The sequence below is a fragment of the Streptomyces sp. NPDC044002 genome (assembly GCF_056434525.1).
This window is the reverse complement of record NZ_JBWKEZ010000064.1, coordinates 1-25,848: the sequence shown is the minus strand read 5'-3', so window position 1 is coordinate 25,848 and position 25,848 is coordinate 1. Positions and strand designations below refer to the sequence as shown.

The 25,848-nt window shown below is 71.9% G+C and carries 24 protein-coding genes; 12 read left to right on the top strand and 12 right to left on the bottom strand.

What is annotated here, in order from left to right; translation table 11 throughout:
- Window positions 1–109: 109 nt before the first annotated feature.
- Window positions 110–2,575 (top strand): glycoside hydrolase family 3 protein, encoded by a 2,466-nt coding sequence (locus AC07A6_RS33470; protein WP_478779620.1) that lies wholly within the window; start codon window positions 110–112, stop codon window positions 2,573–2,575.
- Between the two features lie 100 nt (window positions 2,576–2,675).
- Here the strand turns inward: AC07A6_RS33470 and AC07A6_RS33465 are convergent, their stop codons facing one another.
- Window positions 2,676–3,566 (bottom strand): SGNH/GDSL hydrolase family protein, encoded by an 891-nt coding sequence (locus AC07A6_RS33465; protein ID WP_362460957.1) that lies wholly within the window; start codon window positions 3,564–3,566, stop codon window positions 2,676–2,678.
- A gap of 248 nt (window positions 3,567–3,814) precedes the next feature.
- Between AC07A6_RS33465 and AC07A6_RS33460 the strand changes: the two genes are divergently transcribed.
- Entirely contained in the window at window positions 3,815–4,309 is a 495-nt protein-coding gene (locus AC07A6_RS33460) for a DUF3145 domain-containing protein (RefSeq protein ID WP_007263912.1), read from the top strand.
- Window positions 4,310–4,383: 74 nt separating this feature from the next.
- Here the strand turns inward: AC07A6_RS33460 and fabF are convergent, their stop codons facing one another.
- From fabF to AC07A6_RS33435, 5 genes are all read right to left on the bottom strand, one after another.
- On the bottom strand, window positions 4,384–5,649 hold the full coding sequence (fabF, locus tag AC07A6_RS33455; protein ID WP_362460960.1) for a beta-ketoacyl-ACP synthase II: 1,266 nt from the start codon (window positions 5,647–5,649) through the stop codon (window positions 4,384–4,386).
- A gap of 79 nt (window positions 5,650–5,728) precedes the next feature.
- Window positions 5,729–5,977: an acyl carrier protein gene (locus AC07A6_RS33450; protein WP_125816520.1), complete on the bottom strand. Its 249-nt coding sequence runs from the start codon at window positions 5,975–5,977 to the stop codon at window positions 5,729–5,731.
- A gap of 54 nt (window positions 5,978–6,031) precedes the next feature.
- Window positions 6,032–7,036 (bottom strand): ketoacyl-ACP synthase III, encoded by a 1,005-nt coding sequence (locus tag AC07A6_RS33445; protein ID WP_125816521.1) that lies wholly within the window; start codon window positions 7,034–7,036, stop codon window positions 6,032–6,034.
- 19 nt (window positions 7,037–7,055) lie between these two features.
- The gene (locus AC07A6_RS33440) at window positions 7,056–7,973 is read right to left on the bottom strand and encodes an ACP S-malonyltransferase (protein ID WP_362460964.1); all 918 of its coding nucleotides are present in this window, start codon (window positions 7,971–7,973) and stop codon (window positions 7,056–7,058) included.
- Between the two features lie 89 nt (window positions 7,974–8,062).
- The gene (locus tag AC07A6_RS33435) at window positions 8,063–9,274 is read right to left on the bottom strand and encodes a PucR family transcriptional regulator (RefSeq protein ID WP_362460967.1); all 1,212 of its coding nucleotides are present in this window, start codon (window positions 9,272–9,274) and stop codon (window positions 8,063–8,065) included.
- An 82-nt stretch (window positions 9,275–9,356) separates the two neighbouring features.
- On the opposite strand from AC07A6_RS33435, the gene AC07A6_RS33430 reads away from it, so the two are divergent.
- Window positions 9,357–10,016 (top strand): pirin family protein, encoded by a 660-nt coding sequence (locus AC07A6_RS33430; protein ID WP_478779619.1) that lies wholly within the window; start codon window positions 9,357–9,359, stop codon window positions 10,014–10,016.
- On the opposite strand, the gene AC07A6_RS33425 is transcribed toward AC07A6_RS33430, so the two are convergent.
- Window positions 10,013–10,834: a serine hydrolase domain-containing protein gene (locus AC07A6_RS33425; protein WP_478779632.1), complete on the bottom strand. Its 822-nt coding sequence runs from the start codon at window positions 10,832–10,834 to the stop codon at window positions 10,013–10,015. The two genes, AC07A6_RS33430 and AC07A6_RS33425, sit on opposite strands and share 4 nt — an antisense overlap.
- Window positions 10,835–10,888: 54 nt before the next feature.
- Here AC07A6_RS33425 and AC07A6_RS33420 point away from each other — a divergent pair, with 54 nt between their 5' ends.
- Window positions 10,889–11,308 (top strand): MerR family transcriptional regulator, encoded by a 420-nt coding sequence (locus AC07A6_RS33420; RefSeq protein WP_478779618.1) that lies wholly within the window; start codon window positions 10,889–10,891, stop codon window positions 11,306–11,308.
- Window positions 11,305–12,330: an aldo/keto reductase gene (locus AC07A6_RS33415; protein WP_478779617.1), complete on the top strand. Its 1,026-nt coding sequence runs from the start codon at window positions 11,305–11,307 to the stop codon at window positions 12,328–12,330. Before AC07A6_RS33420 ends, AC07A6_RS33415 begins: the two co-directional genes overlap by 4 nt.
- Window positions 12,331–12,469: 139 nt before the next feature.
- Here AC07A6_RS33415 and AC07A6_RS33410 read toward each other — a convergent pair whose 3' ends face one another.
- The 3 genes from AC07A6_RS33410 to AC07A6_RS33400 all read right to left on the bottom strand — a co-directional run bounded on the left by AC07A6_RS33410 (window position 12,470) and on the right by AC07A6_RS33400 (window position 15,550).
- Entirely contained in the window at window positions 12,470–13,324 is an 855-nt protein-coding gene (locus tag AC07A6_RS33410) for a DUF4429 domain-containing protein (RefSeq protein WP_478779616.1), read from the bottom strand.
- Between the two features lie 96 nt (window positions 13,325–13,420).
- Complete coding sequence (locus AC07A6_RS33405; RefSeq protein WP_362461029.1) at window positions 13,421–14,590, bottom strand: alpha/beta hydrolase; 1,170 nt, start codon at window positions 14,588–14,590, stop codon at window positions 13,421–13,423.
- Window positions 14,591–14,887: 297 nt separating this feature from the next.
- Window positions 14,888–15,550 (bottom strand): TetR/AcrR family transcriptional regulator, encoded by a 663-nt coding sequence (locus tag AC07A6_RS33400; RefSeq protein ID WP_362460982.1) that lies wholly within the window; start codon window positions 15,548–15,550, stop codon window positions 14,888–14,890.
- 166 nt (window positions 15,551–15,716) lie between these two features.
- Here AC07A6_RS33400 and AC07A6_RS33395 point away from each other — a divergent pair, with 166 nt between their 5' ends.
- Both AC07A6_RS33395 and AC07A6_RS33390 read left to right on the top strand, forming a co-directional pair.
- Window positions 15,717–17,315 (top strand): MFS transporter, encoded by a 1,599-nt coding sequence (locus AC07A6_RS33395; RefSeq protein WP_478779615.1) that lies wholly within the window; start codon window positions 15,717–15,719, stop codon window positions 17,313–17,315.
- Between the two features lie 199 nt (window positions 17,316–17,514).
- Window positions 17,515–17,892: a peptidase inhibitor family I36 protein gene (locus AC07A6_RS33390; RefSeq protein ID WP_478779614.1), complete on the top strand. Its 378-nt coding sequence runs from the start codon at window positions 17,515–17,517 to the stop codon at window positions 17,890–17,892.
- Here AC07A6_RS33390 and AC07A6_RS33385 read toward each other — a convergent pair.
- Window positions 17,873–18,670, bottom strand: coding sequence for a potassium channel family protein (locus tag AC07A6_RS33385; protein WP_362460991.1), 798 nt, complete (start codon window positions 18,668–18,670; stop codon window positions 17,873–17,875). The two genes, AC07A6_RS33390 and AC07A6_RS33385, sit on opposite strands and share 20 nt — an antisense overlap.
- A 137-nt stretch (window positions 18,671–18,807) precedes the next feature.
- On the bottom strand, window positions 18,808–21,540 hold the full coding sequence (gene aceE / locus AC07A6_RS33380; protein WP_362460994.1) for a pyruvate dehydrogenase (acetyl-transferring), homodimeric type: 2,733 nt from the start codon (window positions 21,538–21,540) through the stop codon (window positions 18,808–18,810).
- A gap of 449 nt (window positions 21,541–21,989) precedes the next feature.
- Here aceE and AC07A6_RS33375 point away from each other — a divergent pair, with 449 nt between their 5' ends.
- The 5 genes from AC07A6_RS33375 to AC07A6_RS33355 all read left to right on the top strand — a co-directional run bounded on the left by AC07A6_RS33375 (window position 21,990) and on the right by AC07A6_RS33355 (window position 25,719).
- Window positions 21,990–22,415 (top strand): DUF3052 domain-containing protein, encoded by a 426-nt coding sequence (locus AC07A6_RS33375; RefSeq protein WP_362460997.1) that lies wholly within the window; start codon window positions 21,990–21,992, stop codon window positions 22,413–22,415.
- A gap of 209 nt (window positions 22,416–22,624) precedes the next feature.
- A complete protein-coding gene (locus AC07A6_RS33370; RefSeq protein ID WP_007263894.1) occupies window positions 22,625–23,083 on the top strand; it encodes a peroxiredoxin in 459 nt (152 codons plus the stop codon).
- Window positions 23,084–23,282: 199 nt separating this feature from the next.
- Window positions 23,283–23,858, top strand: a complete 576-nt coding sequence (locus AC07A6_RS33365) for a TerD family protein (protein ID WP_007263893.1) — start codon at window positions 23,283–23,285, stop codon at window positions 23,856–23,858.
- Between the two features lie 126 nt (window positions 23,859–23,984).
- Window positions 23,985–24,560: a TerD family protein gene (locus tag AC07A6_RS33360; RefSeq protein WP_362461002.1), complete on the top strand. Its 576-nt coding sequence runs from the start codon at window positions 23,985–23,987 to the stop codon at window positions 24,558–24,560.
- A 25-nt stretch (window positions 24,561–24,585) separates the two neighbouring features.
- Window positions 24,586–25,719 (top strand): DUF475 domain-containing protein, encoded by a 1,134-nt coding sequence (locus AC07A6_RS33355; protein ID WP_362461005.1) that lies wholly within the window; start codon window positions 24,586–24,588, stop codon window positions 25,717–25,719.
- Window positions 25,720–25,848 lie beyond the last annotated feature (129 nt).

Genomic DNA, 25,848 nt, shown 5'->3' with positions numbered 1-25,848 from the left:
CATGCTGACATTACGAAAAGATTACAAGACCTACCACTCTACAGGTACCGGGTCCACGATGGGGGCCATCCGCACCGCACCCGCACGCAATCGACGAGGAGGCACGGCCGTGACCGATGCCGATCAGGTACGCGAAGAAGGCAGCGAGGAGCAGGCCCGCGAGGACGCCGTGGAAGCCGCGCTGGGCAAGCTGGACCTCGACACCAAGGCCCGCCTGCTGGCCGGACAGGACATGTGGACCCTGCCCGCCCTCCCCGGGATCGGGCTCGGCTCCCTGGTGATGTCCGACGGGCCCGTCGGGGTCCGCGGCGTGCGTTGGACCGCCGACGACCCCTCGGTCGCCCTGCCTTCGCCGACCGCCCTCGCCGCCTCCTGGGACCCGGACCTCGCCCGCCGCGCCGGCCGGCTGCTCGCCCAGGAGGCCCGCCGCAAGGGCGTCCACGTCCTCCTCGCCCCCACGGTCAACCTGCACCGCTCCCCGCTCGGCGGCCGCCACTTCGAGTGCTACTCCGAGGACCCGTACCTCACCGGCGCCATCGGCAGCGGCTACGTCAACGGCGTCCAGGACGGCGGCGTCGGCACCACCGTCAAGCACTTCGTCGGCAACGACGCCGAGACCGAGCGCTTCACCGTCGACAGCGTTATCGCCCCCCGCCCGCTGCGCGAGCTCTACCTGGCCCCCTTCGAGGCCATCGTCGAGAACGCCCGCCCCTGGGGCGTCATGACCGCCTACAACCGGGTCAACGGCACGACCATGACCGAGCACCACCACCTGGTGAACGAGGTCCTGCGCGGCGAGTGGGGCTTCGACGGCTGCAACGTCTCCGACTGGATGGCCGCCCGCTCCACCACCGGGGACGTCCTCGGCGGCCTCGACGTGGCCATGCCCGGCCCGCAGACCGTCTACGGGCCCGCCCTCGCCGCCGCCGTCCGCGCCGGGGAGGTCCCCGAGTCCGCCGTCGACACGGCCGTGCGCAACGTCCTGCGGCTCGCCGCCCGCGTGGGCCTCCTGGAGGGTGCCCCCGCCGCCGTCCCCCGGCCGCCGGCCCCGGTCGACGGGCAGGCGCTGGCCCGCGAGCTGGCCGCCCGGGGGTTCGTCCTCGTGCGCAACGAAGCCCGCACCCTCCCGCTGGACGCCGGCCCCGGCCGCACCGTCGCCCTGATCGGCGCCGCCGCCCGCGACGCCCGCGTACTCGGGGGCGGGTCCGCGACCGTCTTCCCCGAGCGGGTGCTGTCCCCGCTCGACGGGCTCACCGCCGCGCTGCCCGAGGGTGCGCTCACCTTCGCCGTCGGTGCCGACCCGAGCGGCGAACTCGTCCCCGCCGGGCAGGGCTTCGAGCTGCGCGCCGTCTGCCGCGACGCCTCCGGGGCCGTCATCGGCGAGGGCGGCCTGCCCAGCGGGCAGGTCCAGTGGATCGGCGAGGACCTGCCCGCGGGCGCCTCGTACGAGACGATGGCGTCCATCGAGGTCACCGGTACGTACGTGCCGCGCGAGAGCGGCGAGCACGCCTTCGGCACCCGCGGCCTCGGCGCCTTCACCCTCGCCGTCGGCGGCCGCGTCCTGTGGGAGGGCGTCCAGGAGACGGGCGACGAGGCCGACCCCTTCGAGGCCTTCTTCGGGGCGCCCAGCGAACGCGCCGGGGCCGTCCTCACCGCGGGCGAGCCGGTCGAGGTGTCGCTGACCTACCAGGTCCCCGACATGAGCGCGCTGCCGCTGCGGGCGGTCATGTTCTCCCTGCTCCACCTCGGGCCGCGGCGCGACGCCGACGAGCTGATCGCCGAGGCGGTGGAGGCCGCGCGCGCCGCCGACACGGCCGTCGTGGTCGTCGCCACCACCGAGCGGGTGGAGTCCGAGGGCTTCGACCGCCGGGACCTGGCCCTGCCCGGCCGCCAGGACGACCTGGTGCGGGCCGTCGCCGCCGTCAACCCGAACACCGTGGTCGTCGTCAACGCCGGCTCCCCGGTGGAGCTGCCCTGGCGCGGGGACGTCGCCGCCGTGCTGCTGACCTGGTTCCCCGGGCAGGAGGGCGGGGCCGCGCTGGCCGACGTACTCCTGGGCCGGACCGAGCCCGGCGGGCGGCTGCCCACCACCTGGCCCGCCGCGCTCGCCGACGCGCCCGTCACCGAGGTCGTCCCCGACGGAGGACGGCTGGAGTACCGGGAGGGGCTGTTCATCGGCTACCGGGCGTACGAGGCGCGGGGAGTGGAGCCCGCCTACCCGTTCGGGCACGGCCTCGGCTACACGGACTGGGCGTACGAGTCCCTGGAGGCGGGCCCCGACCGGGTGCGGGTCAGGCTCACCAACACCGGGACCCGGCCGGGCCGCGAGGTGGTCCAGGTCTACCTGGCGCCCACCGACGACCGCGACGGGCGCCCGGCGAGCTGGCTGGCCGGCTTCGCGGGCGTGGAGGCCGGCCCCGGCGAGAGCGTCGAGGCGGAGATCGAACTGCCCGCCCGGGCCTTCGAGATCTGGGACGAGGAGGCGCATGGCTGGCGGCGGATCGGCGGCACCTGCGAGGTCCGCGCGAGCCGCTCGCACGCCGACACCCGGCTGACCGCCACCCTCGGACTGTGACGGCGGGCCGCCACGACACGCCGTAGCGCGGATTTGGCCGGAAACAACCCGTGAACCGGGCCGGAGGCGGACCCTGACTCCGCTTCCGGCCCTCCGCGCGTCAACGCGGCGGCGCTGCCGCCGTCACCTGTCGGTGCGCGAGTTCCGCGAGCCGCGCCTGCCCGTCCCGGCCCGGGTGGAACCAGTCCCAGTGGCTCAGCTGGTCCGCCCCGAACGGGTACTGGAAGACGGCCCCGCCGTCGTAACGGCACAGCGCGTCGGCCGCGCACACCTCGCGCAGCACCTCGTTGTACTCCACCACCCGCGCCCGCACCTTCTCCCGGCGGGCGGTGGCCCCCGCCTCGGCCGACAGCGGTTCGGCCAGCATGGACTGACAGATCCCCAGCTTCCAGATCTGCCGCACCAGCGGGTCGTCCTTGCCCTGCTGCCACAGCCGCTGGAGGTCCGGCACGGAGGACACGTACACCTGGGACTCGGGCGAGGCGCTCCGCAGGTCCTTCAGGGCGCGCTCGAACTCGGTGCGGAACTCCGCCACCGGGGTCATCGACGAAGGCGTGGGCCGGCAGGCGTCGTTGGAGCCCACCATGACCGTGACCAGGCCGGGCTTGTGCTGCGCGGCCGTGGCCACCTGCCCCGGGAGGTCCGCCATGCGCGAGCCGGTCACCGCGTAGTTCCAGCTGCGCGCGGGCACCTCGGCGTCGCCCAGCAGCCGGGCGGCCAGCGAGCGGACGGCGGGATCGCTGCCGGTGGCCCAGGAGACCTCCGGACAGTCGGCCAGCACGGAACAGGCGTCGAAACCACGGGTGATGGAGTCGCCGACGGCGGCGACCGAGGCGGGCGCGGTGTTCCAGCGGGGCGCGGCCTGCGCCCCCCGCTCGCCACCGGCCGGCGGGGCGGGGGAGTCACAGCCCGTGACCGTCGCGGCCAGGAGGGCCACCGCCAGGCCCGCGGACGTCCGGCGTGCGAGACGGCGGACGGCAGTGGTGCGCATCGGGTGGTCCTCCCTCGTCGCCCCCGTGCTTCCGGGGGCGTCCTGCTGAGTGAATGCTCTGTGTTTACGGGCCTCGGAGCGACCGTACGTCACACCATGACCCCTGGCGCACGGTAGCTTTTTCCCGTGGCGTTTCGGCCGCAGGTGCCGTAGCGCAATGTCAAATAATTTCCGTTACATTACATCACGTCACATACTGTCCGTTTTCTGGAGTTTATTCCCGACCTCGTCCCACACTGGAGGTCCCGGTGACGACACGTGGAGTTCTGTACGTGCATTCCGCACCGCGCGCGCTCTGCCCGCACGTGGAATGGGCTGTTGCGGGCGTGCTCGGGGTGCGGGTGAACCTCGACTGGATCAGGCAGCCCGCCTCCCCCGGTACCTGGAGAGCCGAGTTCTCCTGGCAGGCCGAGGCGGGCACCGCCTCGAAACTCGCTTCCGCCCTGCGCGGCTGGCACCTGCTCCGCTTCGAGGTGACCGCCGAACCCTGCCCCACCGCCGAGGGCGAGCGCTACAGCTCCACCCCGGAGCTGGGCATCTACCACGCCGTCACCGGCATGCACGGGGACATCCTGATCCCCGAGGACCGGCTGCGCGCCGCGCTGGCCCGGTCCGCGCGCGGCGAGACCGACCTGGAAGCGGAGATCGCCAAGCTGCTCGGCAAGCCCTGGGACGACGAACTGGAGCCCTTCCGCTACGCCGGCGAGGGCGCCCCGGTCCGCTGGCTCCACCAGGTCGTCTAGCCGCCCGGCGGTACCACGCACGACGAAGGCCCCGCCCGGCAGCTGCCGGGCGGGGCCTTCGTCGTGGTACGGGATCAGACGGTGCGGAACGCGAGGCTCACGTTGTGGCCGCCGAAGCCGAAGGAGTTGTTGATCGCGGAGATCGGGCCGTCGACCGGCAGCTTGCGGGGCTCGCCCACCACGATGTCCGCGTCGATGTCGTCGTCCAGCTCGTCGACGTTGATCGTCGGCGGGGCGATCCGGTGGTACAGCGCCAGCACGGTCGCGACGGTCTCGATACCGCCCGCACCGCCCAGCAGGTGACCGGTCATCGACTTGGTCGCGGAGATCGCGATGTGGTCGAGGTCGTCGCCCAGGACCTTGCGCAGGGCCTTCACCTCAGCCGTGTCACCCTGCGGGGTGGACGTGGCGTGCGCGTTGACGTGGACCAGCTCGGACGGGTCCAGCTGCGTGTTGTCGAGCAGGTTCTGCAGGGCGGCGGCGACACCGCGGCCCGTCGGCTCCGGCTGCGCGATGTGGTGGCTGTCCGCGGACAGGCCCTGGCCCAGCACCTCGCAGTAGACGCGGGCGCCGCGCTTGGCCGCGTGCTCGGCGGACTCCAGCACCACGACGCCGGCGCCCTCGCCGAGGACGAAGCCGTCGCGGGCCTTGTCGTACGGGCGGGAGGCCGTGGTCGGGTTCTCGTTGTTCTTGGACATCGCCATCATGTTGGCGAACGCCGCGATCGGCAGCGGGTGGATCGCCGCCTCGGTACCGCCGGCGACGACCACGTCGGCGCGGCCGGTACGGATCATCTCGACGGCGTAGCCGATGGCCTCGGCGCCGGACGCGCACGCGCTGACCGGGGTGTGCACACCGGCGCGGGCGTTGACCTCCAGGCCGACGTTGGCCGAGGGGCCGTTCGGCATGAGCATGGGAACGGTGTGCGGGGAGACCCGGCGCACACCCTTCTCCTTCAGTACGTCGTACTGGTCGAGCAGGGTGGTGACACCGCCGATGCCGGAGGCGATCACGGTGCCCAGACGCTCGGGAACGATCGTCTCGTCCTCGCCGGCCGGGGCGGTGTAACCCGCGTCGGCCCAGGCCTCGCGGGCCGCGATGAGGGCGAACTGCGCCGAGCGGTCGAGCTTGCGGGCCAGCGGACGGGGGAGTACCTCGTTCGGGTCCACAGCGGCCTGGGCGGCGATGCGAACCGGCAGTTCGGCGAAGCGCTCGCCCTCCAGGGGCGAGACGCCGGACCGGCCGGCGAGCAGACCTTCCCAGGTCGAAGCGCTGTCGCCACCCAGCGGAGTGGTTGCGCCGATACCGGTGACGACCACGGTGCGATTGGTCGGGCTCACAGGAATTCTTTCTCCACGTCTAAGGGGGTGCTGAATTGTCACGGCGCCACCGCCGGGTGGCGACAAACGCTCGTCAGGCTCAGGCCTGGTGCTTCAGGATGTAGTCAGCGGCGTCGCCGACCGTCTTGAGGTTCTTGACGTCCTCGTCCGGGATCTTGACGTCGAAGCGCTCTTCGGCGGCGACGACGACCTCGACCATGGACAGCGAGTCGACGTCCAGGTCGTCGGTGAAGGACTTGTCGATCTCGACGTCCTCGACCGGGATGCCCGCGATCTCGTTGACGATCTCCGCGAGACCCTCGACGATTTCTTCCTGCGTGGCGGCCATGTGGCGCTCCTTCTGTAGCTAACTGGTGGATCAGGGTGGGAAGTGATCCCGGCCCTAGGGGAGGGTAACGACCGTCGCGGCGTAGACGAGCCCCGCCCCGAAGCCGATGACGAGCGCGGTGTCGCCGCTCTTCGCCGCTCCGGTCGCCAGGAGCCGCTCCATGGCGAGCGGGATCGAGGCGGCCGACGTGTTGCCGGTGGTTTCCACGTCACGGGCGACCGTGACGTGCTCCGGCAGCTTGAGAGTCTTCACCATCGAGTCGATGATCCGCATGTTGGCCTGGTGCGGAATGAAGACGTCCAGGTCGTCCGGGGTGATCCCGGCGGCGTCGAGCGCCTGCTGGGCCACCTTGGCCATCTCGAAGACGGCCCAGCGGAAGACCGCCTGACCCTCCTGCGTGATGGCCGGGAACTTCTCGCCGCCGTCCTTGCCGAGGTACTCGTCCCACGGCACGGTCTGCTTGATGGTCTCGGACTTGTCGCCCTCCGAACCCCACACCGTGGGGCCGATGGCCGGCTCGTCCGAGGGGCCGACGACCACGGCGCCGGCGCCGTCGCCGAACAGGAAGGCCGTCGCGCGGTCCTCCAGGTCGGTCAGGTCCGAGAGCCGCTCGACACCGATGACGAGCACGTACTCGGCGGAACCTTCCACCACCATGCCCTTGGCGAGCGTCAGGCCGTAGCCGAAGCCGGCACAGCCCGCCGAGATGTCGAACGCGGCCGGCTTGCCGGCGCCGATCCGGTGCGCGATCTCCGTCGCGACCGCCGGGGTCTGCTTGAAGTGCGAGACCGTCGAGACGATCACCGCACCGATCTGCTCGGGGGACACGCCGGCGTCGGCGAGCGCCTTGCCGGAGGCCTCCACCGACATCGCGGCGACCGTCTCCTGGGGCGAGGCCCAGTGCCGGGACGCGATGCCCGAGCGGGAGCGGATCCACTCGTCGGAGGAGTCGATCGTCTCGAGGATGACCTCGTTGGGCACCACCCGGGTCGGGCGGTAGCCGCCGACACCGAGGATGCGGGCGTACGGGGAGCCCTTGGCCGGCTTGATCTTGGACATGCTGTGTGGGCTCCTTCTCTCAGGCCGTCTGCTCGGCGATGAGCGCCTTGGCCTTGTCGAGATCGTCCGGCGTCTTCAGGGCCACGCTGGGCACGCCCTTCAGGGCGCGCTTCGCCAGACCCGTCAGGGTGCCGCCCGGGGACAGCTCGATGATCCCGGTGACGCCCAGCTCGGCGAACTTCTCCATGCACAGGTCCCAGCGGACCGGGTTCGCGACCTGGCCGACCAGCCGGGCGACGACGTCGGCACCCGAGGCGACGACGAGGCCGTCCTTGTTCGAAACGTACGCGAGGGCCGGGTCCGCCGGAGCGAGGGCCTCGGCGGCCTTCTCCAGCGTGGCGACCGCCGGGGCCATGTGGTGCGTGTGGAACGCGCCCGCGACCTTGAGCGGCACGACCTTCATCGAGCCCTCGGGCTTCTCGGCGACCAGGGCCTCGATCTGCTCCGCGGTGCCGGCGGCCACGATCTGGCCCGCGCCGTTGATGTTGGCCGGGGTCAGGCCGAGCTTCTCCAGGTGCGCCACGACCACGTCCTGGTCACCGCCCAGCACCGCGGCCATGCCCGTCTCGGTGACGGCGGCGGCCTCGGCCATGCCCAGACCGCGGGTGCGGACGAAGGACAGGGCGTCGCCCTCGCTCAGCACACCGGCGACGGCGGCGGCGGTGATCTCACCCACGCTGTGGCCCGCGACGGCACCGAAGGCCGCCGGCGAACCGAGCGCGGAAGCGGACAGCAGGCCGGCCGCGACCAGCAGCGGCTGGGCCACCGCCGTGTCGCGGATCTCGTCCGCGTCGGCGTTCGTGCCGTAGTGGGCGAGGTCGAGCCCGATGGCGTCGGACCACCCCGCGACGCGTTCGGCGGCGCCGGGGAGTTCGAGCCAGGGAGTCAGGAAGCCGGGCGTCTGAGCGCCTTGGCCGGGAGCGACGAGTACGAGCACCCTCACACTCTCTCTTGTTGATGGTCTCCGCCGCCCGTGGGGACAGGGACGAAGAACCGTCGGGCTAATTGTTGATGTCCGACAAAAGTCTAGGGCTGCTGATCTCCGTCGGCCAGACGCCCGAGGATCAGGGCGATCCGCAGCGTGAACGCCGAACGGACATCGGACGGCGACCAGCCGGTGACGTCGGTCACACGTCGGAGCCGGTAGCGCACCGTGTTGGGGTGCACGAACAGCATCCGCGCCGCCCCCTCCAGGCTGCTGGCCTGCTCCAGGTAGACGCTCAGCGTCTCCAGCAGCGCCGAGCCCGCCTCCTCCAGAGGTCTGTAGATCTCCTCCACCAGCTGCTCCCTGGCCGAGGGATCCGAGGCGATCGCACGCTCCGGCAGGAGATCGTCCGCCAGCACCGGACGGGGCGCGTCCTGCCAGGCCGTGCAGGCCTTCAGCCCGGCGGCCGCGGCCTGCGCCGACTTCGTGGCGTTCAGCAGGTCGGGGACCACCGGCCCCGCCACCACCGGACCGGCGGCGAACGGCCCGATCAGGGACTTGGCGACCTGCATCGGGTTGTCGCTGCCGCCCGCGATCACCACCAGGCGGTCGCCGAGCACCCCGGTCAGCACCTGGAGCTTGTGGTGGCGGGCCGCACGGCGGATCGCCTCCACCGTCAGCTCGCTGTCCCCTTCAGGGGCGGTGCCCAGCACCACGCACACGTGATCCGGGGAGTTCCAGCCCAGCGCCGCCGCCCGCGACAGCGCGCCCTCGTCGGCCTCGCCCGACAGCACGGCGTTCACGACCAGGGACTCCAGCCGGGCGTCCCACGCGCCGCGCGCCTCGGCCGCCTGCGCGTACACCTGGGCGGTCGCGAAGGCGATCTCCCGGGCGTACACCAGCAGCGCCTCGCGCAGGATCGACTCGTCGCCGGGGGCCGCCACCTCGTCGATCGCGGCCTCCATGACCTCGATCGTCGTACGCACCATCTCGACGGTCTGGCGCAGCGTGATCGCCCGGGTCAGCTCGCGCGGAGCCGTCCCGAAGACGTCGGTGGAAATGGCCTGCGGGGTCTCCGGGTGCCGGAACCACTCCGTGAAGGCCGCGATGCCGGCCTGCGCCACCAGGCCGATCCACGACCGGTTCTCCGGCGGCATCGCCCGGTACCAGGGCAGGTTCTCGTCCATCCGCGCGATGGCGTTGGCGGCGAGCCGGCCGGAGGACTTCTCCAGCCGGCGCAGCGTCGCGGCGTGCGGGTGGACCGGATGCGCGGTACGCACCTCGGGGGACTGCTCACGTTCGGGTTGGGGCACGGGACAAGACTGCCTTATCGGCGGCCCGGCTCGGACTCGGGTCCGCGCCGCGGGCCCCGGCCGGCGGGCTACGGTGGCCCACATGATCGATGTACGCCGCGCCGCCGACCGGTACGCGGGCGGGGATCCGGACGCCGGGATCACCACCCGCCACGCCTTCTCCTTCGGGTCGTTCTACGACCCCGACAACATCCGGTTCGGTCCGGTGCTGGCCTGCAACGAGGAGAGCCTCGCGCCCGGCGCGGGCTTCGACGAGCACCCGCACAGCCACACCGAGATCGTCACCTGGGTGGTGGAGGGCGAGCTCACCCACGAGGACAGCACCGGCGGGCACACCGCCGCCGTCCGGCCCGGGGACGTCCAGCGGCTCGGTGCCGGATCCGGGGCGCGGCACGTCGAGCGCAACGACGGCGGGGTTCCGCTGCGGTTCGTGCAGATGTGGCTCGCGCCGCTGACGGCGGGCGGGGAGCCGTCGTACGAGGTCGTCCGGGACCTCGCGGACGGCACCCCGTACGAGGTCCCGGCGGCGGGCGCGGTGCTGCACGTCCGGCGGCCGGGCGCGGGCGAGCGGGTCCCCGTACCGGCGGGCGAGCGGGTCTACCTGCACGTGGTGCGCGGGGACCTGCGGATCGACGGGCAGGAGCTGGGCCCCGGGGACTCGGCGCGGATCACCGGCGAGAAGGGCCTGGAGATCACCGCCGGGTCCCCGGGGGAGCTGCTGATCTGGGAGCTGCCGGCCTAGCGGGCGGCCCGGAGTTCCGCGAGGACCGCGTCGGTGAAGGGGGTCCAGGCCTCGACGGCCCAGGGCCCGAAGGCGCGGTCGGTCAGCGCCACGCAGGCGGCGCGGATGTCGGGGTCCACCCACAGGAAGGTGCCGGACTGGCCGAAGTGGCCGAAGGTGCGCGGGGAGGAGGTCAGGCCCGTCCAGTGCGGGGACTTGCCGTCGCGGATCTCCAGGCCGAGGCCCCAGTCGTTGGGGGACTGGTGCCCGTACCCGGGCAGGACGCCCTTGAGGCCGGGGTGGACCACGGAGGTGGCCTCGGCGACGGTGCGGACGTCGAGCAGCCGGGGCGCCTGGAGCTCGGCGGCGAAGCGCACGAGGTCGGCGACGGTGGAGACGCCGTCCTTGGCGGGGGAGCCCTCCAGGCTGGAGGAGGTCATGCCCAGCGGCTCGAAGACGGCCTGGTGCAGGTACTCCGCGAAGGGGATCCCGGTGGCCTTGGCGAGGTGGTCGCCGAGCACCTCGAAACCGGCGTTGGAGTAGAGCCGGCGCTGCCCGGGCGGGGCCGTGGCGCGGTGCTCGTCGAAGGCCAGGCCGCTGGTGTGGGCGAGGAGGTGACGGACCGTCGACCCCTCGGGGCCGGCCGGCTCGTCCAGTTCGAGCGCCCCCTCCTCGTACGCGACGAGGACGGCGTACGCGGCGAGCGGCTTGGTGACCGAGGCGAGCGGGAAGCGGCGGGCCGTGTCCCCGTGGGAGCCGGCGATGGTCCCGTCGGCGCGTACGACGGCCGCCGCGGCGGCGGGTACCGGCCAGGTCTCGATGGTCCGCAGGCTGTGCATGGTCTCCATGCGGCCGAGCCTACTTGCTTGGAGTGCACTCCAGGGTTCTAGCGTATGGACATGAACCTGACGGAGACGCGGTACACGATCAGCGAGGTCGAGGCGCGGACCGGTCTGACCCAGCACACGCTGCGCTGGTACGAGCGGATCGGCCTGATGCCGCACGTGGACCGCTCCCATTCGGGGCAGCGGAGGTTCACCGACAAGGACCTCGGCTGGTTGTCCTTCGTGGGCAAGCTGCGCGCGACGGGGATGTCGGTGGCGGACATGGTCCGCTACGCCGAGCTCGTCCGCGAGGGGGACCACACCGTCGACGAGCGCCGTGAGCTGCTGGAGCGGACGCGCCGCGAGGTGCGGGCGCGGCTCGCGGAGCTGACGGACGCGCTGGACGTACTCGACTTCAAGATCAACATGTACGCGATGAACACACAGACGACGAGCGCCGAAACGGTCGCGGGGAAGGCACGGTTATGACGGAGTACGGCACCACCCCCATCGAGCGGGCCGAACTGGGCAAGGGCGGACCGGTGGTCGGCGTACAGGGCCTCGGCTGCATGGGCATGAGCGAGTTCTACGGGGAGACCGACGAGACGGCCGCCCGCGAGACCCTGGACGCGGCGCTGGCCGCCGGGGTCACCCTCTTCGACACCGCCGACGTCTACGGGCGCGGCGCGAACGAGGAGTTCCTGGCGCCCTTCGTGGCCGCCCACCGGGACGAGATCACCCTCGCCACGAAGTTCGCCATCGAGCGCAACGACGACCCGATGTACCGGGGCGTCCGCAACGACCGGGCGTACATCCGCCAGGCGGTCGAGGACAGCCTGCGGCGGCTCGGCGTCGACGTGATCGACCTGTACTACATGCACCGCCGCGACCCGCAGGTGCCGTTCGCCGAGTCCGTGGGGGCCATGGCCGAGCTGGTGCGCGAGGGGAAGGTGCGCCACCTGGGCCTCAGCGAGGTCACCGGGCCCGAGCTGCGCGAGGCGCACGCCGTGCACCCCATCGCGGCGATCCAGTCGGAGTGGTCGCTGTTCAGCCGGGACGTGGAGCGCAGCGCGGTCGGCGCGGCGGCGGAGCTGGGCGTGGCCTTCGTGCCGTACTCCCCGCTCGGGCGGGGCTTCCTGACCGGCGCGTTCGCGGACGCGGCGGCGGATCTGTCGGCCGACGACTTCCGGCAGCACCAGCCCCGGTACACGGGCGAGAACGCCCGGGTCAACGCGGCCCTGCTGGCCCCGGTCCGGGAGATCGCGGCCGCGCACGGGGCCACGGCGGCGCAGGTGGCGCTGGCCTGGGTGCAGCAGCGGGCGGCGGTGCACGGCCTGACGGTCGTCCCGATCCCCGGTACGCGCAAGCCGGGCCGGCTGCTGGAGAACACCGCCGCGACCCGGATCACGCTGACGGACGCGGAGCTGGCCCTGCTGGAGCCGCTCGCCGGGCAGGTGGCCGGCGCCCGCTACCCGGACATGGCCTTCACCTCGGACTCCCGCGAGGCGTAGCGCCCGGCCCGGCTCGGCCCGGCGCCACCCGGCACGCCCGGCCCGGCGCGACCGGGCCCGGCCCGGCCTGGCGTTGGCTCACTCGGCTCGGCTCGGCCCCGTGCCGCCCGGCTCCACCTGGCCCGGCACGACCGGCCGGTCAGGCCCCGGCGGCGAAGCGGGCGCGGAGCGTTGCGTACTCGGCGTCCGTCAGCAGGCCCGTGCTGTGCAGCTCGCTCAGGTGGGTCAGGCGGTCGTCGGAGGCCCGCGCGCGCGGGACCGCGGCCACCGGCGCCCGCTCGCGCAGCGCGGCGAGCACGGCGGCCGCGAACGGCAGCGACTCGTGCACCGCCCCGTACCCCGTCCCGAACACCGCGGCCGCGAGGTCGTGGTCCGGCGGGGCGGGGTCCTCGGCGGTGTCCCGGGGCCGCAGCCGCAGGTACCCGCCTCCCGGGCGGTCCGGGGAGGCCCACTCGACGCCGGACAGGCCGGCCAGCGCGAAACGCTGGTCGCCCGCCCGCCACTTGGCGCTGCTGGCACCCGTACGGGACCAGTGGAAGGTGACCGCCGTGCCGTCGAAGCCCAGCCGGGCGTCGTACGCCTTCAGCTGGAGCGGCGGCTGCGGCACCTCGACGAGGAAGCGGTCGGCGGGCTCGTCGCAGCCGGGGGCCAGCCGCTCGCGCACGGCGTCGGCGAAGGCGGCGGCCTGCGGCGCGCGGTCCCCGGGCAGCACCAGCCGGTACGGGTCGCAGACCTCCTTCAGCTGCCCGGCGGCAGCCTCCATCAGCGGATCGGCGCCCGCGCGCGGGACGGCGCGCAGCACCACCGTGTCCCGTCGGCCCATCGCCCCGGCGGCGGCGCTCACGTCCACCCCGGACAACGCTTCGAGGGGGATCCGGCGCTCGCCCAGCGCGTGCCAGAGGCGTGGAGTTCGCATCCCCCGTGCGAAGCGGATGAGCACCGAGTCCGAGTCGAACTCCCAGACGGCATGATTTCCGGCCAGTACGTCACCCATGCGGCACATGGTAAAGGGACGCGCCCCCGCGCGTCCCCCTCGTCTTCCGGCCCGATTTTTCTGCTTGCTACGGGTCCGCGGCGGGGGATGCCCCCGTCAGTCACCGTCCGTGGCGGAAATTCCGAGGCGGCAGTCCTCGCTCCCGTTCGCGCACGCGACGGAACCGAAGGCGCCGGTTCCGATCTTGGCGAAGTTGTCCAGCGAGGCCGTGCCTGGCTCGAAATAGCCCGTGTGGCTCCTGGCCCCCTCCGAGGACAGCAGCCGCGAGCCGAAGTCCGGGGAGACCGGGTCCGCGCCGTGGCCCAGCCCGCCGACCTCCATGTGCGGTACGCCGGAGATCCAGTCGCCCTCGTCGCGCATCGCCCAGACCCGGGCCGAGGTGTGCAGCCCGGCGACGTTCTCGGTGCGCATGCCGGGGCTGCCCGCGACCACCAGGTCGGTCACCCGGCCCGGCAGCCGGTGCGCGGCCACGCCGCACACCACCGAGCCGTAGCTGTGGCAGAACAGGGCCACGCTCGCGTCCCCGGGCAGGGCCGCGGCCAGGGACTCCAGCCGGGCGGCGCCCTGGACGGCGAGCCTGCCGGTGGCGGCGTCCACGCCGACCCCGGTGGGGGCGGTGTAGCCGGCCCAGGCGATGACGGCGGTGCGGCCGGCCGGCGCGGTCGACAGCTCGGCCTCGTAGAGGGAGCGGCCCATGCCGGCGGGGGCGGTGAGGCGGCGCTGGGAGCGCTCGAAGGTGAGCGCGTCGGTGTCGACGCCGGGGACGACCACCGAGACCCGGCGGGCCGCCGAGAGGTCGCCGAAGACCTCGGCGACGAGGCCGCCGCCGGTGGGGTCGAAGACGAGGATCTGCCGGCCGGGCTCGGCGAGGGACTCGAAGCGGTGCGCACGCTTGACGGCGGTGCTCCGGTCGGCGGGGGTCAGGGCGACGTCCCGTCCCCGGGACTCCTCCAGCCGCGCCGCCAGCGCCAGGGAGCGGCGGTTGGCCCGGTAGCGCAGCTCGGCGGGGACTCCGTCGAGGTTGCCGACCACGAGCGGGTAGCCGTCGGCGAGGTGGCTCCGCTGGGTGCCGTCGAGGTCGGCGAAGAAGCGGGCGACCGTCCGTACGGGGGCGTCGGCGGGCGGTACGGGCCGGCCGTCGATGCGGGCCGAGGCCCACGCGACGAGCTCGGCGGCCCGCGCCTGGATCCCGGCGTCGGGGCGGTGCACGGCGGTCCAGCCGGTCGTCGCCAGCATCAGGAACACGACGCCGAGCGCGAGCAGCATGCGCAGGGCGGCGGGGCGCTCGGGAGCGTCCGGGGTGGTGGGGGCGGGGCGGCCGGGCAGGTTCACTGGAGCCAGACTAGGAGACCGGTGGAGGCTGCGGCGCGCCGGGTGACCGGGCTCACGGCCGGTCGTGGGACACATCTCCCCGCCGATCACGCTCTGTTGCGGCTCCGGGGCCCCGCGCGGGCGCGGCGGGTGTGCCCGGAACCACTCCCGGGGCGCCCCTTCCGGACCGGCCCGGAGCCGCCCCGGAGTGTCGCCCCGGAATCGTGCCGGACCGCCCCGGACCGCGCCCCGTCAGCCCGCTGCGGGCGCCCGGCGCCAGTCCTCCGCCAGGGCCGGGCCGATCTGGTCGAGGTAGGCCACGGTCATCCGCCGGATCGCGGCCACGCTGGTGTCCTCGCCCTGCACCCAGAGCCGGCCCGTGACGCGCATCACACCACTGAACGCCGCCACCGCCACCCGGGGCCGCGGGTCGGCGTCCAGGTCGACTCCCTCCCGGGCGGCGATCAGCCGGGCGATCTCCTCCTCCAGCTCGGTGGAGCGCCGCAGGTGCACGGCGAGCAGGGCCGGAGTGGACTCGATCAGCCGGTAATTGCGCATGTAGAGGTCGATGGGCACCACGTCGGAGATGGCCTCCTCGATGGTGTCCCAGGAGGCGAGCACGGCGTTGCGCATGGCCTCCAGCGGGGCCTCGGAGGCCGGCCGGGCCCGCAGGGCGGCGAGGAAGTGGGACTCGACCACTTCCTGTACGGCGAACGCGACCTCCTCCTTGTTGGCGAAGTACCGGAAGAAGGTGCGCTGCGAGACCTCGACGGTGTCGGTGATCTCGTCGACCGTGGTCCGCTCGTATCCCTGCGAGACGAACAGCAGCAGGGCGGCGCGCAGCAGCGCGTCCCGGGTGCGGCGCTTCTTGCGCTCGCGCAGTCCGGCCGCCGGCGCGGGCCGCTGGTCGGTCATCGCCGCGGGGTCCTCTCTGATCCTGCGACCGCACGTGCCGGGTACCTGGACCGCACGTGTTCGATCTGACGCTGAGTAAGCGGTCAGGGTACCTGTGACGGACCTGACAGCCGCTGTCGCGTTAAGCCGTTTGTGAAGTGTCAGCGACTGTCACTAGCCTGTTCGCATGACAAGTCAGATCACGCTCGCCAAGGAAACGGGCCCGGATCCGGCGGCGCGCGCCGGTCTGCGCGGCCACCCCTGGCTCACCCTGTTCGCGGTGGCCGTCGGCGTCATGATGGTCACCCTCGACGGCACGATCGTCGCCGTCGCCAACCCCGCGATCCAGAAGGACCTCGGCGCCAGCCTCGCCGAGGTGCAGTGGATCACCAACGGCTACCTGCTGGCCCTCGCGGTCTCCCTGATCACCGCCGGCAAGCTCGGCGACCGCTTCGGACACCGCCAGACCTTCCTCATAGGCATCGCCGGCTTCGCGCTCTCCTCGGCGGCGATCGGCCTGTCCACCGGTGTCGGGCTCGTCATCGGCTTCCGCGTAGCCCAGGGCCTCTTCGGCGCCCTGCTGATGCCGGCCGCCCTCGGCCTGCTGCGCGCCACCTTCCCCGCCGAGAAGCTCAACATGGCCATCGGCATCTGGGGCATGGTCATCGGCGCCTCCACCGCCGCCGGCCCCATCGTCGGCGGCCTGCTCGTCGAGCACGTCAGCTGGCAGTCCGTCTTCTTCGTCAACGTGCCGGTCGGCGTGATCGCACTGGTCCTCGGCCTGGTCATCCTGCTCGACCACCGCGCCGAGAACGCCCCGCGCTCCTTCGACCTGCCGGGCATCGTGCTGCTGTCGGCCGCGATGTTCTCCCTGATCTGGGCGCTCATCAAGGCCGCCGAGTGGGGCTGGGGAGACAGGAAGACCCTGCTCTTCCTCGGCGCCTCGGTGCTGTGCTTCGTGCTCTTCGCCGTCTGGGAGACCAGGGTCTCCGAGCCGCTGATCCCGCTGGGGATGTTCCGCTCGCTGCCGCTGTCCGCGGGCACCGTGCTGATGGTGCTGATGGCCTTCGCCTTCATGGGCGGCCTGTTCTTCGTCACCTTCTACCTGCAGAACGTGCACGGCATGAGCCCGGTCGACAGCGGCCTGCACCTGCTGCCCCTCACCGGCATGATGATCGTCGGCTCGCCGCTGGCCGGCGCCGCCATCACCAAGGTCGGCCCGCGGATCCCGCTCGTCGCCGGCATGGTCGCCACCGCCGCCGCCTGCTTCGGCATGGCCCGGCTCACCCCCGGCACCGGCACCCTCACCATGTCGCTCTGGTTCGCCCTGCTCGGCCTCGGCCTCGCCCCCGTCATGGTCGGCGCCACCGAGGTCATCGTCGGCAACGCCCCGCTGGAGCTGTCCGGTGTGGCCGGCGGCCTCCAGCAGGCCGCCATGCAGGTCGGCGGCAGCCTCGGCACCGCGGTCCTCGGAGCGGTCATGGCGGCCGAGGTCGGTGACACGTTCGGGGACAACTGGCAGGGCGCGGGCCTGCCCCCGCTCACCCCCGAGCAGCTCGAACTCGCGGAGAAGGGCGTACAGGTCGGCATCGCCCCCGTCCCGCCCGGCGCGCCCGAGCCGGTGGCGCAGACCATCGCCGGCGTCGCCCACGACACCTTCGTGTCCGGCATGAGCACGGCCTTCACCTGCGCCGCGGTCGTCGCCGTCCTCGCCGCGGTCGTGGCCTGCTTCACCAAGCGCGGGCAGAACGCCGAGGCCGGCGCGGGCGCCGCGGCCCACATCTGAGCAGCCCGCCGACGCGTTACGGGTACGTCAACCCCGCGCCCGCCACAGCCCCGCCGGACGGTTCCGGCGGGGCTGTCGCCTATCCGGGTGGACCCGCCCCCAGCCCCTTCCGCCCGGCCGTCACCGCAGGTCAGCGTGGTGTCGACGGAGCGCCGGAAGGAGTCCGGAGCCCGTCCGTCAAGAAGGAGTTGACCCCGTCATGCGTACGTGGAGCACCACACGCGCCACCACCCTCGCCGCCGCCCTGCTGGCCGCAGCCACCCTCGTACCCGGCACCGCCGGCGGAGCCCACGCGGCAGGCCCGTCCTGCGCCACCGGAGAGCTGTGCCTGTGGACGAAGCCGGACTTCAAGGGAACCAGGCAGACCTACGACCTCAGCACCGTGGACATCAACAGCTGCATCACCCTGCCCGCCGGGAACTACCAGTCCCTCGTCAACCGCATCCAGCGCCAGGTGACGGCGTACCAGTCGGCCGAGTGCGCGGAGACCGGCCAGTTCGAGACCTACTCGGGCAACGGGGTGTGGCTGCCCGCCTCCCCCTACCAGATCAGGGCGTTCAAGGTGTGGGAGACGTAGCCCCCGGCTGATCGGCGTGGGAGGCGGCGGCCTGGGCGGGCATCGCGCCCCGGCCGCCGCCGCCCAGCTCCGAGAGCTCGGCGCGCAGCGCCCGTACCTCCTCCTGGAGCTCCCGGATCGCCGCCAGCTGGAGCCGCTCCGCCCGGTCGTCCCGTTCGAAGCGGGCGATGAACCAGGCGGCGATGTTGGCCGTCACCACACCGAGCAGCGCGATCCCCGACAGCATCAGCCCGACCGCGAGCACCCGGCCCAGGCCGGTGGTGGGGGAGTGGTCCCCGTACCCGACCGTGGTCATCGTGGTGAAGGACCACCACACCGCGTCGCCCAGGTTCCTGATGTTCCCGTCGGGGGCGTCCCGCTCCACGCTCAGCACCGCGAGCGAGCCGAACATCAGCAGCCCCACCACGGCCCCCGCCACATAGGTGGTCAGCCGGATCTGCGGAGCCATCCGCGCCCGCCGGCCCACCAGCAGCAGGGTCGCCACCAGCCGCAGCAGCCGCAGCGGCTGCACCAGCGGCAGCACCACCGCGGCCAGGTCCAGCCAGTGCGTCCGCACGAAGTGCCGCCGGTCCCGCGTCAGGCCCAGCCGCACGAGGTAGTCGAGGGCGAAGGCTCCCCACACCACCCACTCCGCGTGCGTGCACGCCCGGTGGACGGCCGGGTCCGCGTCCGGGACGACGATCGGCACGGCGTACGCGACGGCGAAGGCCACCGCGAGGACGAGCAGCGGGGTCTGGCTCCGCCGCTCCCACAGCAGCTGGCGGGATGTTTCCTTCATGCGGAGCATCGTAGGGAAAGGGTGCAGGACGGGCGCCCGGCGGATCGGGGCGCACCAGCGCACCCGGCCGTGGGCGGCACGCGCGGGGCCCCGCCCGGCATCCGGACGGGGCCCACACGGTCGGCTCGCCGCAGGCGTCAGGCGTCGCCGCCCGCCGCGCCCGGGTCGGCGGCCGCCACGTCCAGCAGCTGGTACCGGTCGACGGCCTGCTTCAGCACCGAACGGTCGACCTTGCCCTCCCGGGCCAGCTCGGTGAGCACCGCCAGGACCACCGACTGGGCGTCGATGTGGAAGAAGCGCCGCGCCGCGCCGCGGGTGTCCGCGAAGCCGAAGCCGTCCGCGCCCAGCGAGGTGTACGCACCCGGCACCCAGCGCGAGATCTGGTCCGGCACCGCGCACATCCAGTCCGAGACCGCCACGAACGGCCCCTCCGCGCCCGACAGCTTCCGCGTCACGTACGGGACGCGCTGCTCCTCCTCCGGGTGGAGCAGGTTGTGCTCCTCCACCTCGACGGCCTCGCGGCGCAGCTCGTTCCAGGAGGTCGCCGACCAGACGTCCGCCCGGACGTTCCACTCGGCGGCCAGGATCCGCTGGGCCTCCAGGGCCCACGGCACCGCCACGCCCGAGGCCATGATCTGCGCCCCGGCGGCGCCCGAGGTGCCCTGCGAGATCCGGTGGATGCCCTTGAGGATGCCGTCCACGTCGACGTCCGCCGGCTCGGCCGGGTGCTGGATCGGCTCGTTGTAGACGGTCAGGTAGTAGAAGACGTCCTCGGCGTCGGGCCCGTACATGCGCCGCAGACCGTCCCTGACGATGTGCGCGATCTCGTAGCCGTAGGCCGGGTCGTACGCGACGCAGCCCGGGTTCGTCGACGCCAGCAGCAGGGAGTGACCGTCGGCGTGCTGGAGGCCCTCACCCGTCAGGGTGGTCCGGCCGGCGGTCGCGCCCAGGACGAAACCGCGCGCCAGCTGGTCGGCCATCTGCCAGAACTGGTCACCGGTGCGCTGGAAACCGAACATCGAGTAGAAGACGTAGACCGGGATCAGCGGCTCGCCGTGCGTCGCGTACGCCGAACCCGCGGCGATCAGCGAGGCCGTGCAGCCCGCCTCCGAGATGCCGTCGTGCAGCATCTGGCCGGACGGGGACTCCTTGTAGGCGAGGAGCAGGTCGCGGTCGACCGCCTCGTACTGCTGCCCCAGCGGGTTGTAGATCTTGGCGCTCGGGAAGAACGCGTCCATGCCGAAGGTGCGGTACTCGTCGGGCGCGATCAGCACGAAGCGCTTGCCGATCTCCTTGTCCCGCATCAGGTCCTTCAGGATGCGGACGAAGGCCATCGTGGTGGCGATCGACTGCTGGCCCGAGCCCTTCTTGGCGGCCGCGTACGCCTTGTCGTCCGGCAGCTGCAGCGGCTTGGCCCGCACCACACGGGTGGGCACGTACCCGCCGTGGGCGCTGCGCTGGTCGTGCATGTACTGGATCTCGGGCGAGTTGCGGCCCGGGTGGTAGTACGGCGGCGCGCCGTTCTCCAGCTGGGCGTCCGTGACGGGGATGTGCAGGCGGTCGCGGAAGCGCTTGAGGTCGTCGACCGTCAGCTTCTTCATCTGGTGCGTGGCGTTGCGGCCCTCGAAGTTCGGGCCGAGCGTCCAGCCCTTGACCGTCTGCGCCAGGATCACCGTCGGCTGGCCCTTGTGGGCCTTGGCCGCCGCGTACGCGGCGTAGACCTTCTTGTGGTCGTGGCCGCCGCGGCCCAGGTGCTGGATCTGCTGGTCGGTCATGTTCTCGACCATCGCGCGCAGCCGCTGGTCGCCGCCGAAGAAGTGCTCCCGGATGTACGCGCCCGACTCGGTGGCGTACGTCTGGAACTGCCCGTCGGGGGTCGAGTTCATCTTGTTGACCAGGATGCCGTCGCGGTCCTGCGCCAGCAGCGGGTCCCAGGAACGGTCCCAGATCAGCTTGATGACGTTCCAGCCGGCCCCGCGGAAGATCGACTCCAGCTCCTGGATGATCTTGCCGTTGCCGCGCACCGGGCCGTCGAGGCGCTGGAGGTTGCAGTTCACGACGAAGGTCAGGTTGTCCAGGCCCTCGCGCGCCGCCAGCGAGAGCTGGCCGAGCGACTCCGGCTCGTCCATCTCGCCGTCGCCGAGGTACGCCCAAACGTGGGACTTGGAGGTGTCCGCGATCCCGCGCGCCTCCATGTACCGGTTCATCCGCGCCTGGTAGATCGCCCCGAGCGGGCCGAGGCCCATCGAGACCGTCGGGAACTCCCAGAAGTCCGGCATCAGCCGCGGGTGCGGGTAGCTGGACAGGCCGTGCGGGGCCTTCGACTTCTCCTGCCGGAACGCGTCGAGCTGCTGCTCGGAGAGCCGGTCCAGGAGGTAGGCGCGGGCGTAGATGCCCGGGGAGGCGTGGCCCTGGAAGAAGATCTGGTCGCCGCCGTCGCCCTCGTCCTTGCCCCGGAAGAAGTGGTTGAAGCCCACGTCGTAGAGGGAGGCGGAGGAGGCGAACGTGGCGATGTGGCCGCCGACGCCGATCCCCGGGCGCTGGGCGCGGGAGACCATGACCGCGGCGTTCCAGCGGGTCGCGTTCAGGACCTTGCGCTCGATCTCCTCGTTCCCGGGGAAGAACGGCTCGTCCTTGGTGGCGATGGTGTTGACGTAGTCCGTGCTGCGCATCTCCGGCACGGCCACGCGCTTCTCGCGGGCCCGCTCGATCAGCCGCAGCATCAGGTAGCGGGCGCGCTCGCGGCCCCGCTCGTCGACGGCGGCGTCGAGGGAGTCGAGCCACTCCTTCGTCTCCTCCGGATCGAAGTCCGGGACCTGGCTCGGAAGACCGCCAATGATGATCGGGTTGCGATCGGATGCGGAAGCCACGCTGTTCCTTCGCTGTCGGGGGAGTCGTGCCCTGGGTCGCCGCCTCCCATGGTCTTACGCCCGGCCCGAATCTTCACCTCTACCACTGGGTAACACCTGGAGCGGCGAAGGAGCGGCCGGTGTGCCTTGCCCGGTTGCCGGGCCAAATCGCAACCTTACGCCCAAGGCGATCAGCGGCTTCGTAAGGACGTTCGTCCCTCAAACAGGTAGGAAAGTCCTCATGCGATGCCGAATGAGCTGGAATGGTGTGGGATGAATCACCGGTGGTCCACCGGGGAAGCCTGAAAGTTGCGGCAAAGTTGCGGCGAGACGGCCGTAATCGTCACCGTTTCGACGGTCTCGGCGGCCGGGTACTTGCGCGATCCGCCGCGCCCGTGTGGACTACGCCCAATGCTGCGCGTACGCGCGCCGCCGAAAGACATTCACCGAACATGAGCAGGAGGCACCCCGTGAGCGCGACCGCGGACCACGCGGAGAGCCTGGCCGCCCGGCTGGGTTTCCAGTCCGAACAGGTGGTCCAGGAGATCGGCTACGACGAGGACGTCGATCAGGAATTCCGTGACGTCGTCGAGACCCTCGTCAGCGAGCTCGTCGACGAGGACTACGACGAGGGCGCCGACGCGGTGCTGTTGTGGTTCCGCGACGAGGACGGCGATCTGACGGACGTCCTGGTCGACGCGACCGAGCTGGTCGAGGACGGCGCACTGATCCTGCTGCTGACGCCCAAGACGGGCCGTGACGGCTACGTCGTGGCCAGCGACATCAGCGAGGCCGCCGAGACGGCCGGCCTGTCGCTCGCCAAGGGCGGGCCCGTCGGCAAGGAGTGGGTCTCCACCAAGCTGGTGACGCCGAAGGCAGCCAAGTCCAAGCGCTGATCTGCGCCCCGCAGCCAAGCGGAAAGCACGCACCCCGCCGACCGGGACTCCCCGGCCGGCGGGGTGTGCGCGTTCCGGGGCCGGTGCGCCCCCGCCCCGGGACTCGCTTCCGGCGCGCCGGTCCGGTCCGGTCCGCGGGGGCGGGCCGTAGGCTGGGTCTCACCCGAACGGCCCCGTGCGGGGACGCAGGAAACGAAGGGATGCGAGAGATGGCGATCGAGGTCGGACACAAGGCCCCGGACTTCGAGCTCAAGGACAACCACGGCGCCACCGTGAGGCTCTCCGACTTCCGCGGCGAGAAGGCCGTGGTGCTGCTCTTCTACCCCTTCGCCTTCACCGGCGTCTGCACGGGTGAGCTGTGCGAGCTGCGCGACCAGCTGCCCCGCTTCCAGAACGACGACGTGCAGCTGCTGGCCGTCTCCAACGACTCGGTCCCGACCCTGCGCGTCTTCGCGGAGCAGGAGGGCCTGGAGTACCCGCTGCTGTCCGACTTCTGGCCGCACGGCGAGACCTCCCGCGCCTATGGCGTCTTCGACGAGGACAAGGGCTGCGCCGTCCGCGGCACCTTCGTCATCGACAAGGACGGCATCGTGCGCTGGACCGTCGTCAACGGCCTGCCCGACGCGCGTGACCTGAACGAGTACATCAAGGCCCTCGACAGCCTCTGAGCCGGCGCCCGACGGCTCCCGCCGCCGGAACCGGAGCCGGGACCGGAGCCGGGCCCGGCGGCGGACCCGTTCGCGGACCCGTCCGCGGCTTCCGCACGAAAACCGCCTGTGGGCGGGAACCCGTCACTAGGATCGAACCGTTGATCCGGTAGCAACGCACGACGGGGCCCCGCCCCATACGAATACCAATGGAGGACCCGTGGGAGTCAGCCTCAGCAAGGGCGGCAACGTCTCGCTGACCAAGGCCGCGCCTAACCTGACGGCGGTCATCGTCGGTCTGGGCTGGGACGCTCGCACCACCACCGGTGTCGACTTCGACCTCGACGCCAGCGCGATCCTGACCAACGACCAGGGCAAGGTCGCCAACGACTCGAACTTCGTGTTCTTCAACAACCTGAAGAGCCCGGACGGGTCGGTCGAGCACACCGGTGACAACACCACCGGTGAGGGCGAGGGCGACGACGAGGCCATCAAGGTCAACCTGGCCGGCGTCCCGGGCGACGTCGCCAAGATCGTCTTCCCCGTCTCGATCTACGAGGCCGAGACCCGCCAGCAGAGCTTCGGCCAGGTCCGCAACGCCTACATCCGCGTCGTGAACCAGGCCGACAACACCGAGCTCGCCCGCTACGACCTCTCCGAGGACGCCTCGACCGAGACCGCCATGGTCTTCGGCGAGCTGTACCGCAACGGCGCCGAGTGGAAGTTCCGCGCCATCGGCCAGGGCTACGCCTCGGGCCTGCGCGGCATCGCGCAGGACTTCGGCGTCAACGTCTGAGCCGAAACCCCAGAGCAGTTCGTCCGTCCGGCGCCGTGCACCCCTGTGTACGGCGCCGGACCGGCTTTGCCACCATGAGCGGGTGGCTCGGCCACCACCATCACGTCGTCCGGGGAGGACCACATCATGGGCGTCACACTTGCCAAGGGGGGCAACGTCTCCCTGTCCAAGGCCGCACCGAACCTCACCCGGGTTCTGATCGGTCTCGGATGGGACGCGCGCTCGACCACGGGGGCGGACTTCGACCTCGACGCCAGCGCACTGCTGTGCAACAGCGGCCGGGTGCTTGGGGACGAGTACTTCGTCTTCTACAACAACCTCAAGAGCCCCGAGGGCTCCGTCGAACACACCGGGGACAACCTCACCGGCGAGGGTGAAGGCGACGACGAGTCGATCATCATCGACCTCACGAAGGTCCCCGCCCAGGTCGACAAGATCGTCTTCCCGGTCTCGATCCACGAGGCGGACTCCCGCCGGCAGAGCTTCGGCCAGGTGAGCAACGCCTTCATCCGCGTGGTGAACATGGCCGACGACCAGGAACTCGCCCGCTACGACCTGACCGAGGACGCCTCCAGCGAGACCGCGATGATCTTCGGCGAGGTCTACCGGTACGGGGGCGAATGGAAGTTCCGTGCGGTAGGACAGGGGTACGCGTCGGGGCTGCGGGGCATCGCTCTAGACTTCGGGGTCAACGTTTCGTAAAGCCGTACAAGACGATGGGGTGCCAGTGGTTCTCAAAACCTTCGGCTGGTCGTTCGCAGTCACTGCGCTCGGTCTGGTCGCAGCGGTGTTCTACGGGGGGTGGACCGCTTTTGGGATCGTGGCGATCCTGTCGATCCTCGAAATCTCGCTGTCCTTCGACAACGCGGTGGTCAACGCCGGAATCCTGAAGAAGATGAACGCCTTCTGGCAGAAGATCTTCCTCACGGTCGGCGTGCTCATCGCCGTGTTCGGCATGCGCCTGGTCTTCCCCGTCGTCATCGTGGCGATCAGCGCCAAGATCGGGCCGATCGAGGCCGTCGACCTGGCGATGACCGACAAGGACATGTACAAGCAGCTGGTGACGGACGCCCACCCGTCCATCGCCGCCTTCGGTGGCATGTTCCTGCTGATGATCTTCCTCGACTTCATCTTCGAGGACCGCGACATCAAGTGGCTCGCGTGGCTGGAGCGCCCGCTCGCCAAGCTCGGCAAGATCGACATGCTGTCGGCGTGCATCGCGCTGATCGTCCTGGTCATCACCTCGATGACCTTCGCCGCCAACGCCCACCAGCACGGCGGCACCCACGTGGACAAGGCGCAGACCGTCCTGGTCTCCGGCGTCCTCGGCCTGATCACCTACATGATCGTCGGCGGTCTCTCCGGCTACTTCGAGAACAAGCTCGAAGAGGAGGAAGAGGCCGAGCACGAGGCGGAGGAAGCGGCCAAGAAGAGCGGCAAGCCCGTCTCGGCCGTCGCCATGGCCGGCAAGGCCGCGTTCTTCATGTTCCTCTACCTGGAGGTCCTCGACGCCTCCTTCTCCTTCGACGGCGTCATCGGCGCCTTCGCCATCACCAACGACATCGTGCTCATGGCCCTCGGCCTCGGCATCGGTGCCATGTACGTCCGGTCGCTCACGGTCTACCTGGTCCGCCAGGGCACCCTCGACGACTACGTCTACCTGGAGCACGGCGCGCACTACGCCATCGGCGCCCTCGCCGTGATCCTGCTCGTCACCATCCAGTACGAGATCAACGAGGTCATCACCGGCCTCGTCGGCGTCGTGCTCATCGCCTGGTCCTTCTGGTCCTCCGTGCGCCGCAACAAGCGGCTGGAGGCCGAGGGCGGCGACAGCCCCGCGGAGGTCGGTGCCGGGGTGTGACCCGGCCCTGATTGCGGAACGCTTCCGGTAACGACGGGGGGGGGGGGGGGGGGGGGGGGGGGGGGGGGGGGGGGGGGGGGGGGGGGGGGGGGGGGGGGGGGGGGGGGGGGGGGGGGGGGGGGGGGGGGG

What these genes read in the sequence shown, in the direction of transcription:
- AC07A6_RS33465 (WP_362460957.1), bottom strand. Translation starts at nt 3,566, where the DNA reads ATGCGCACCACTGCCGTCCGCCGTCTCGCACGCCGGACGTCCGCGGGC.
- AC07A6_RS33450 (WP_125816520.1), bottom strand. Translation starts at nt 5,977, where the DNA reads ATGGCCGCCACGCAGGAAGAAATCGTCGAGGGTCTCGCGGAGATCGTC.
- AC07A6_RS33445 (WP_125816521.1), bottom strand. Translation starts at nt 7,036, where the DNA reads ATGTCCAAGATCAAGCCGGCCAAGGGCTCCCCGTACGCCCGCATCCTC.
- AC07A6_RS33430 (WP_478779619.1), top strand. Translation starts at nt 9,357, where the DNA reads ATGATCGATGTACGCCGCGCCGCCGACCGGTACGCGGGCGGGGATCCG.
- AC07A6_RS33425 (WP_478779632.1), bottom strand. Translation starts at nt 10,834, where the DNA reads ATGCACAGCCTGCGGACCATCGAGACCTGGCCGGTACCCGCCGCCGCG.
- AC07A6_RS33420 (WP_478779618.1), top strand. Translation starts at nt 10,889, where the DNA reads ATGGACATGAACCTGACGGAGACGCGGTACACGATCAGCGAGGTCGAG.
- AC07A6_RS33415 (WP_478779617.1), top strand. Translation starts at nt 11,305, where the DNA reads ATGACGGAGTACGGCACCACCCCCATCGAGCGGGCCGAACTGGGCAAG.
- AC07A6_RS33410 (WP_478779616.1), bottom strand. Translation starts at nt 13,324, where the DNA reads ATGGGTGACGTACTGGCCGGAAATCATGCCGTCTGGGAGTTCGACTCG.
- AC07A6_RS33405 (WP_362461029.1), bottom strand. Translation starts at nt 14,590, where the DNA reads ATGCTGCTCGCGCTCGGCGTCGTGTTCCTGATGCTGGCGACGACCGGC.
- AC07A6_RS33400 (WP_362460982.1), bottom strand. Translation starts at nt 15,550, where the DNA reads ATGACCGACCAGCGGCCCGCGCCGGCGGCCGGACTGCGCGAGCGCAAG.
- AC07A6_RS33395 (WP_478779615.1), top strand. Translation starts at nt 15,717, where the DNA reads ATGACAAGTCAGATCACGCTCGCCAAGGAAACGGGCCCGGATCCGGCG.
- AC07A6_RS33390 (WP_478779614.1), top strand. Translation starts at nt 17,515, where the DNA reads ATGCGTACGTGGAGCACCACACGCGCCACCACCCTCGCCGCCGCCCTG.
- AC07A6_RS33385 (WP_362460991.1), bottom strand. Translation starts at nt 18,670, where the DNA reads ATGAAGGAAACATCCCGCCAGCTGCTGTGGGAGCGGCGGAGCCAGACC.
- AC07A6_RS33370 (WP_007263894.1), top strand. Translation starts at nt 22,625, where the DNA reads ATGGCGATCGAGGTCGGACACAAGGCCCCGGACTTCGAGCTCAAGGAC.
- AC07A6_RS33360 (WP_362461002.1), top strand. Translation starts at nt 23,985, where the DNA reads ATGGGCGTCACACTTGCCAAGGGGGGCAACGTCTCCCTGTCCAAGGCC.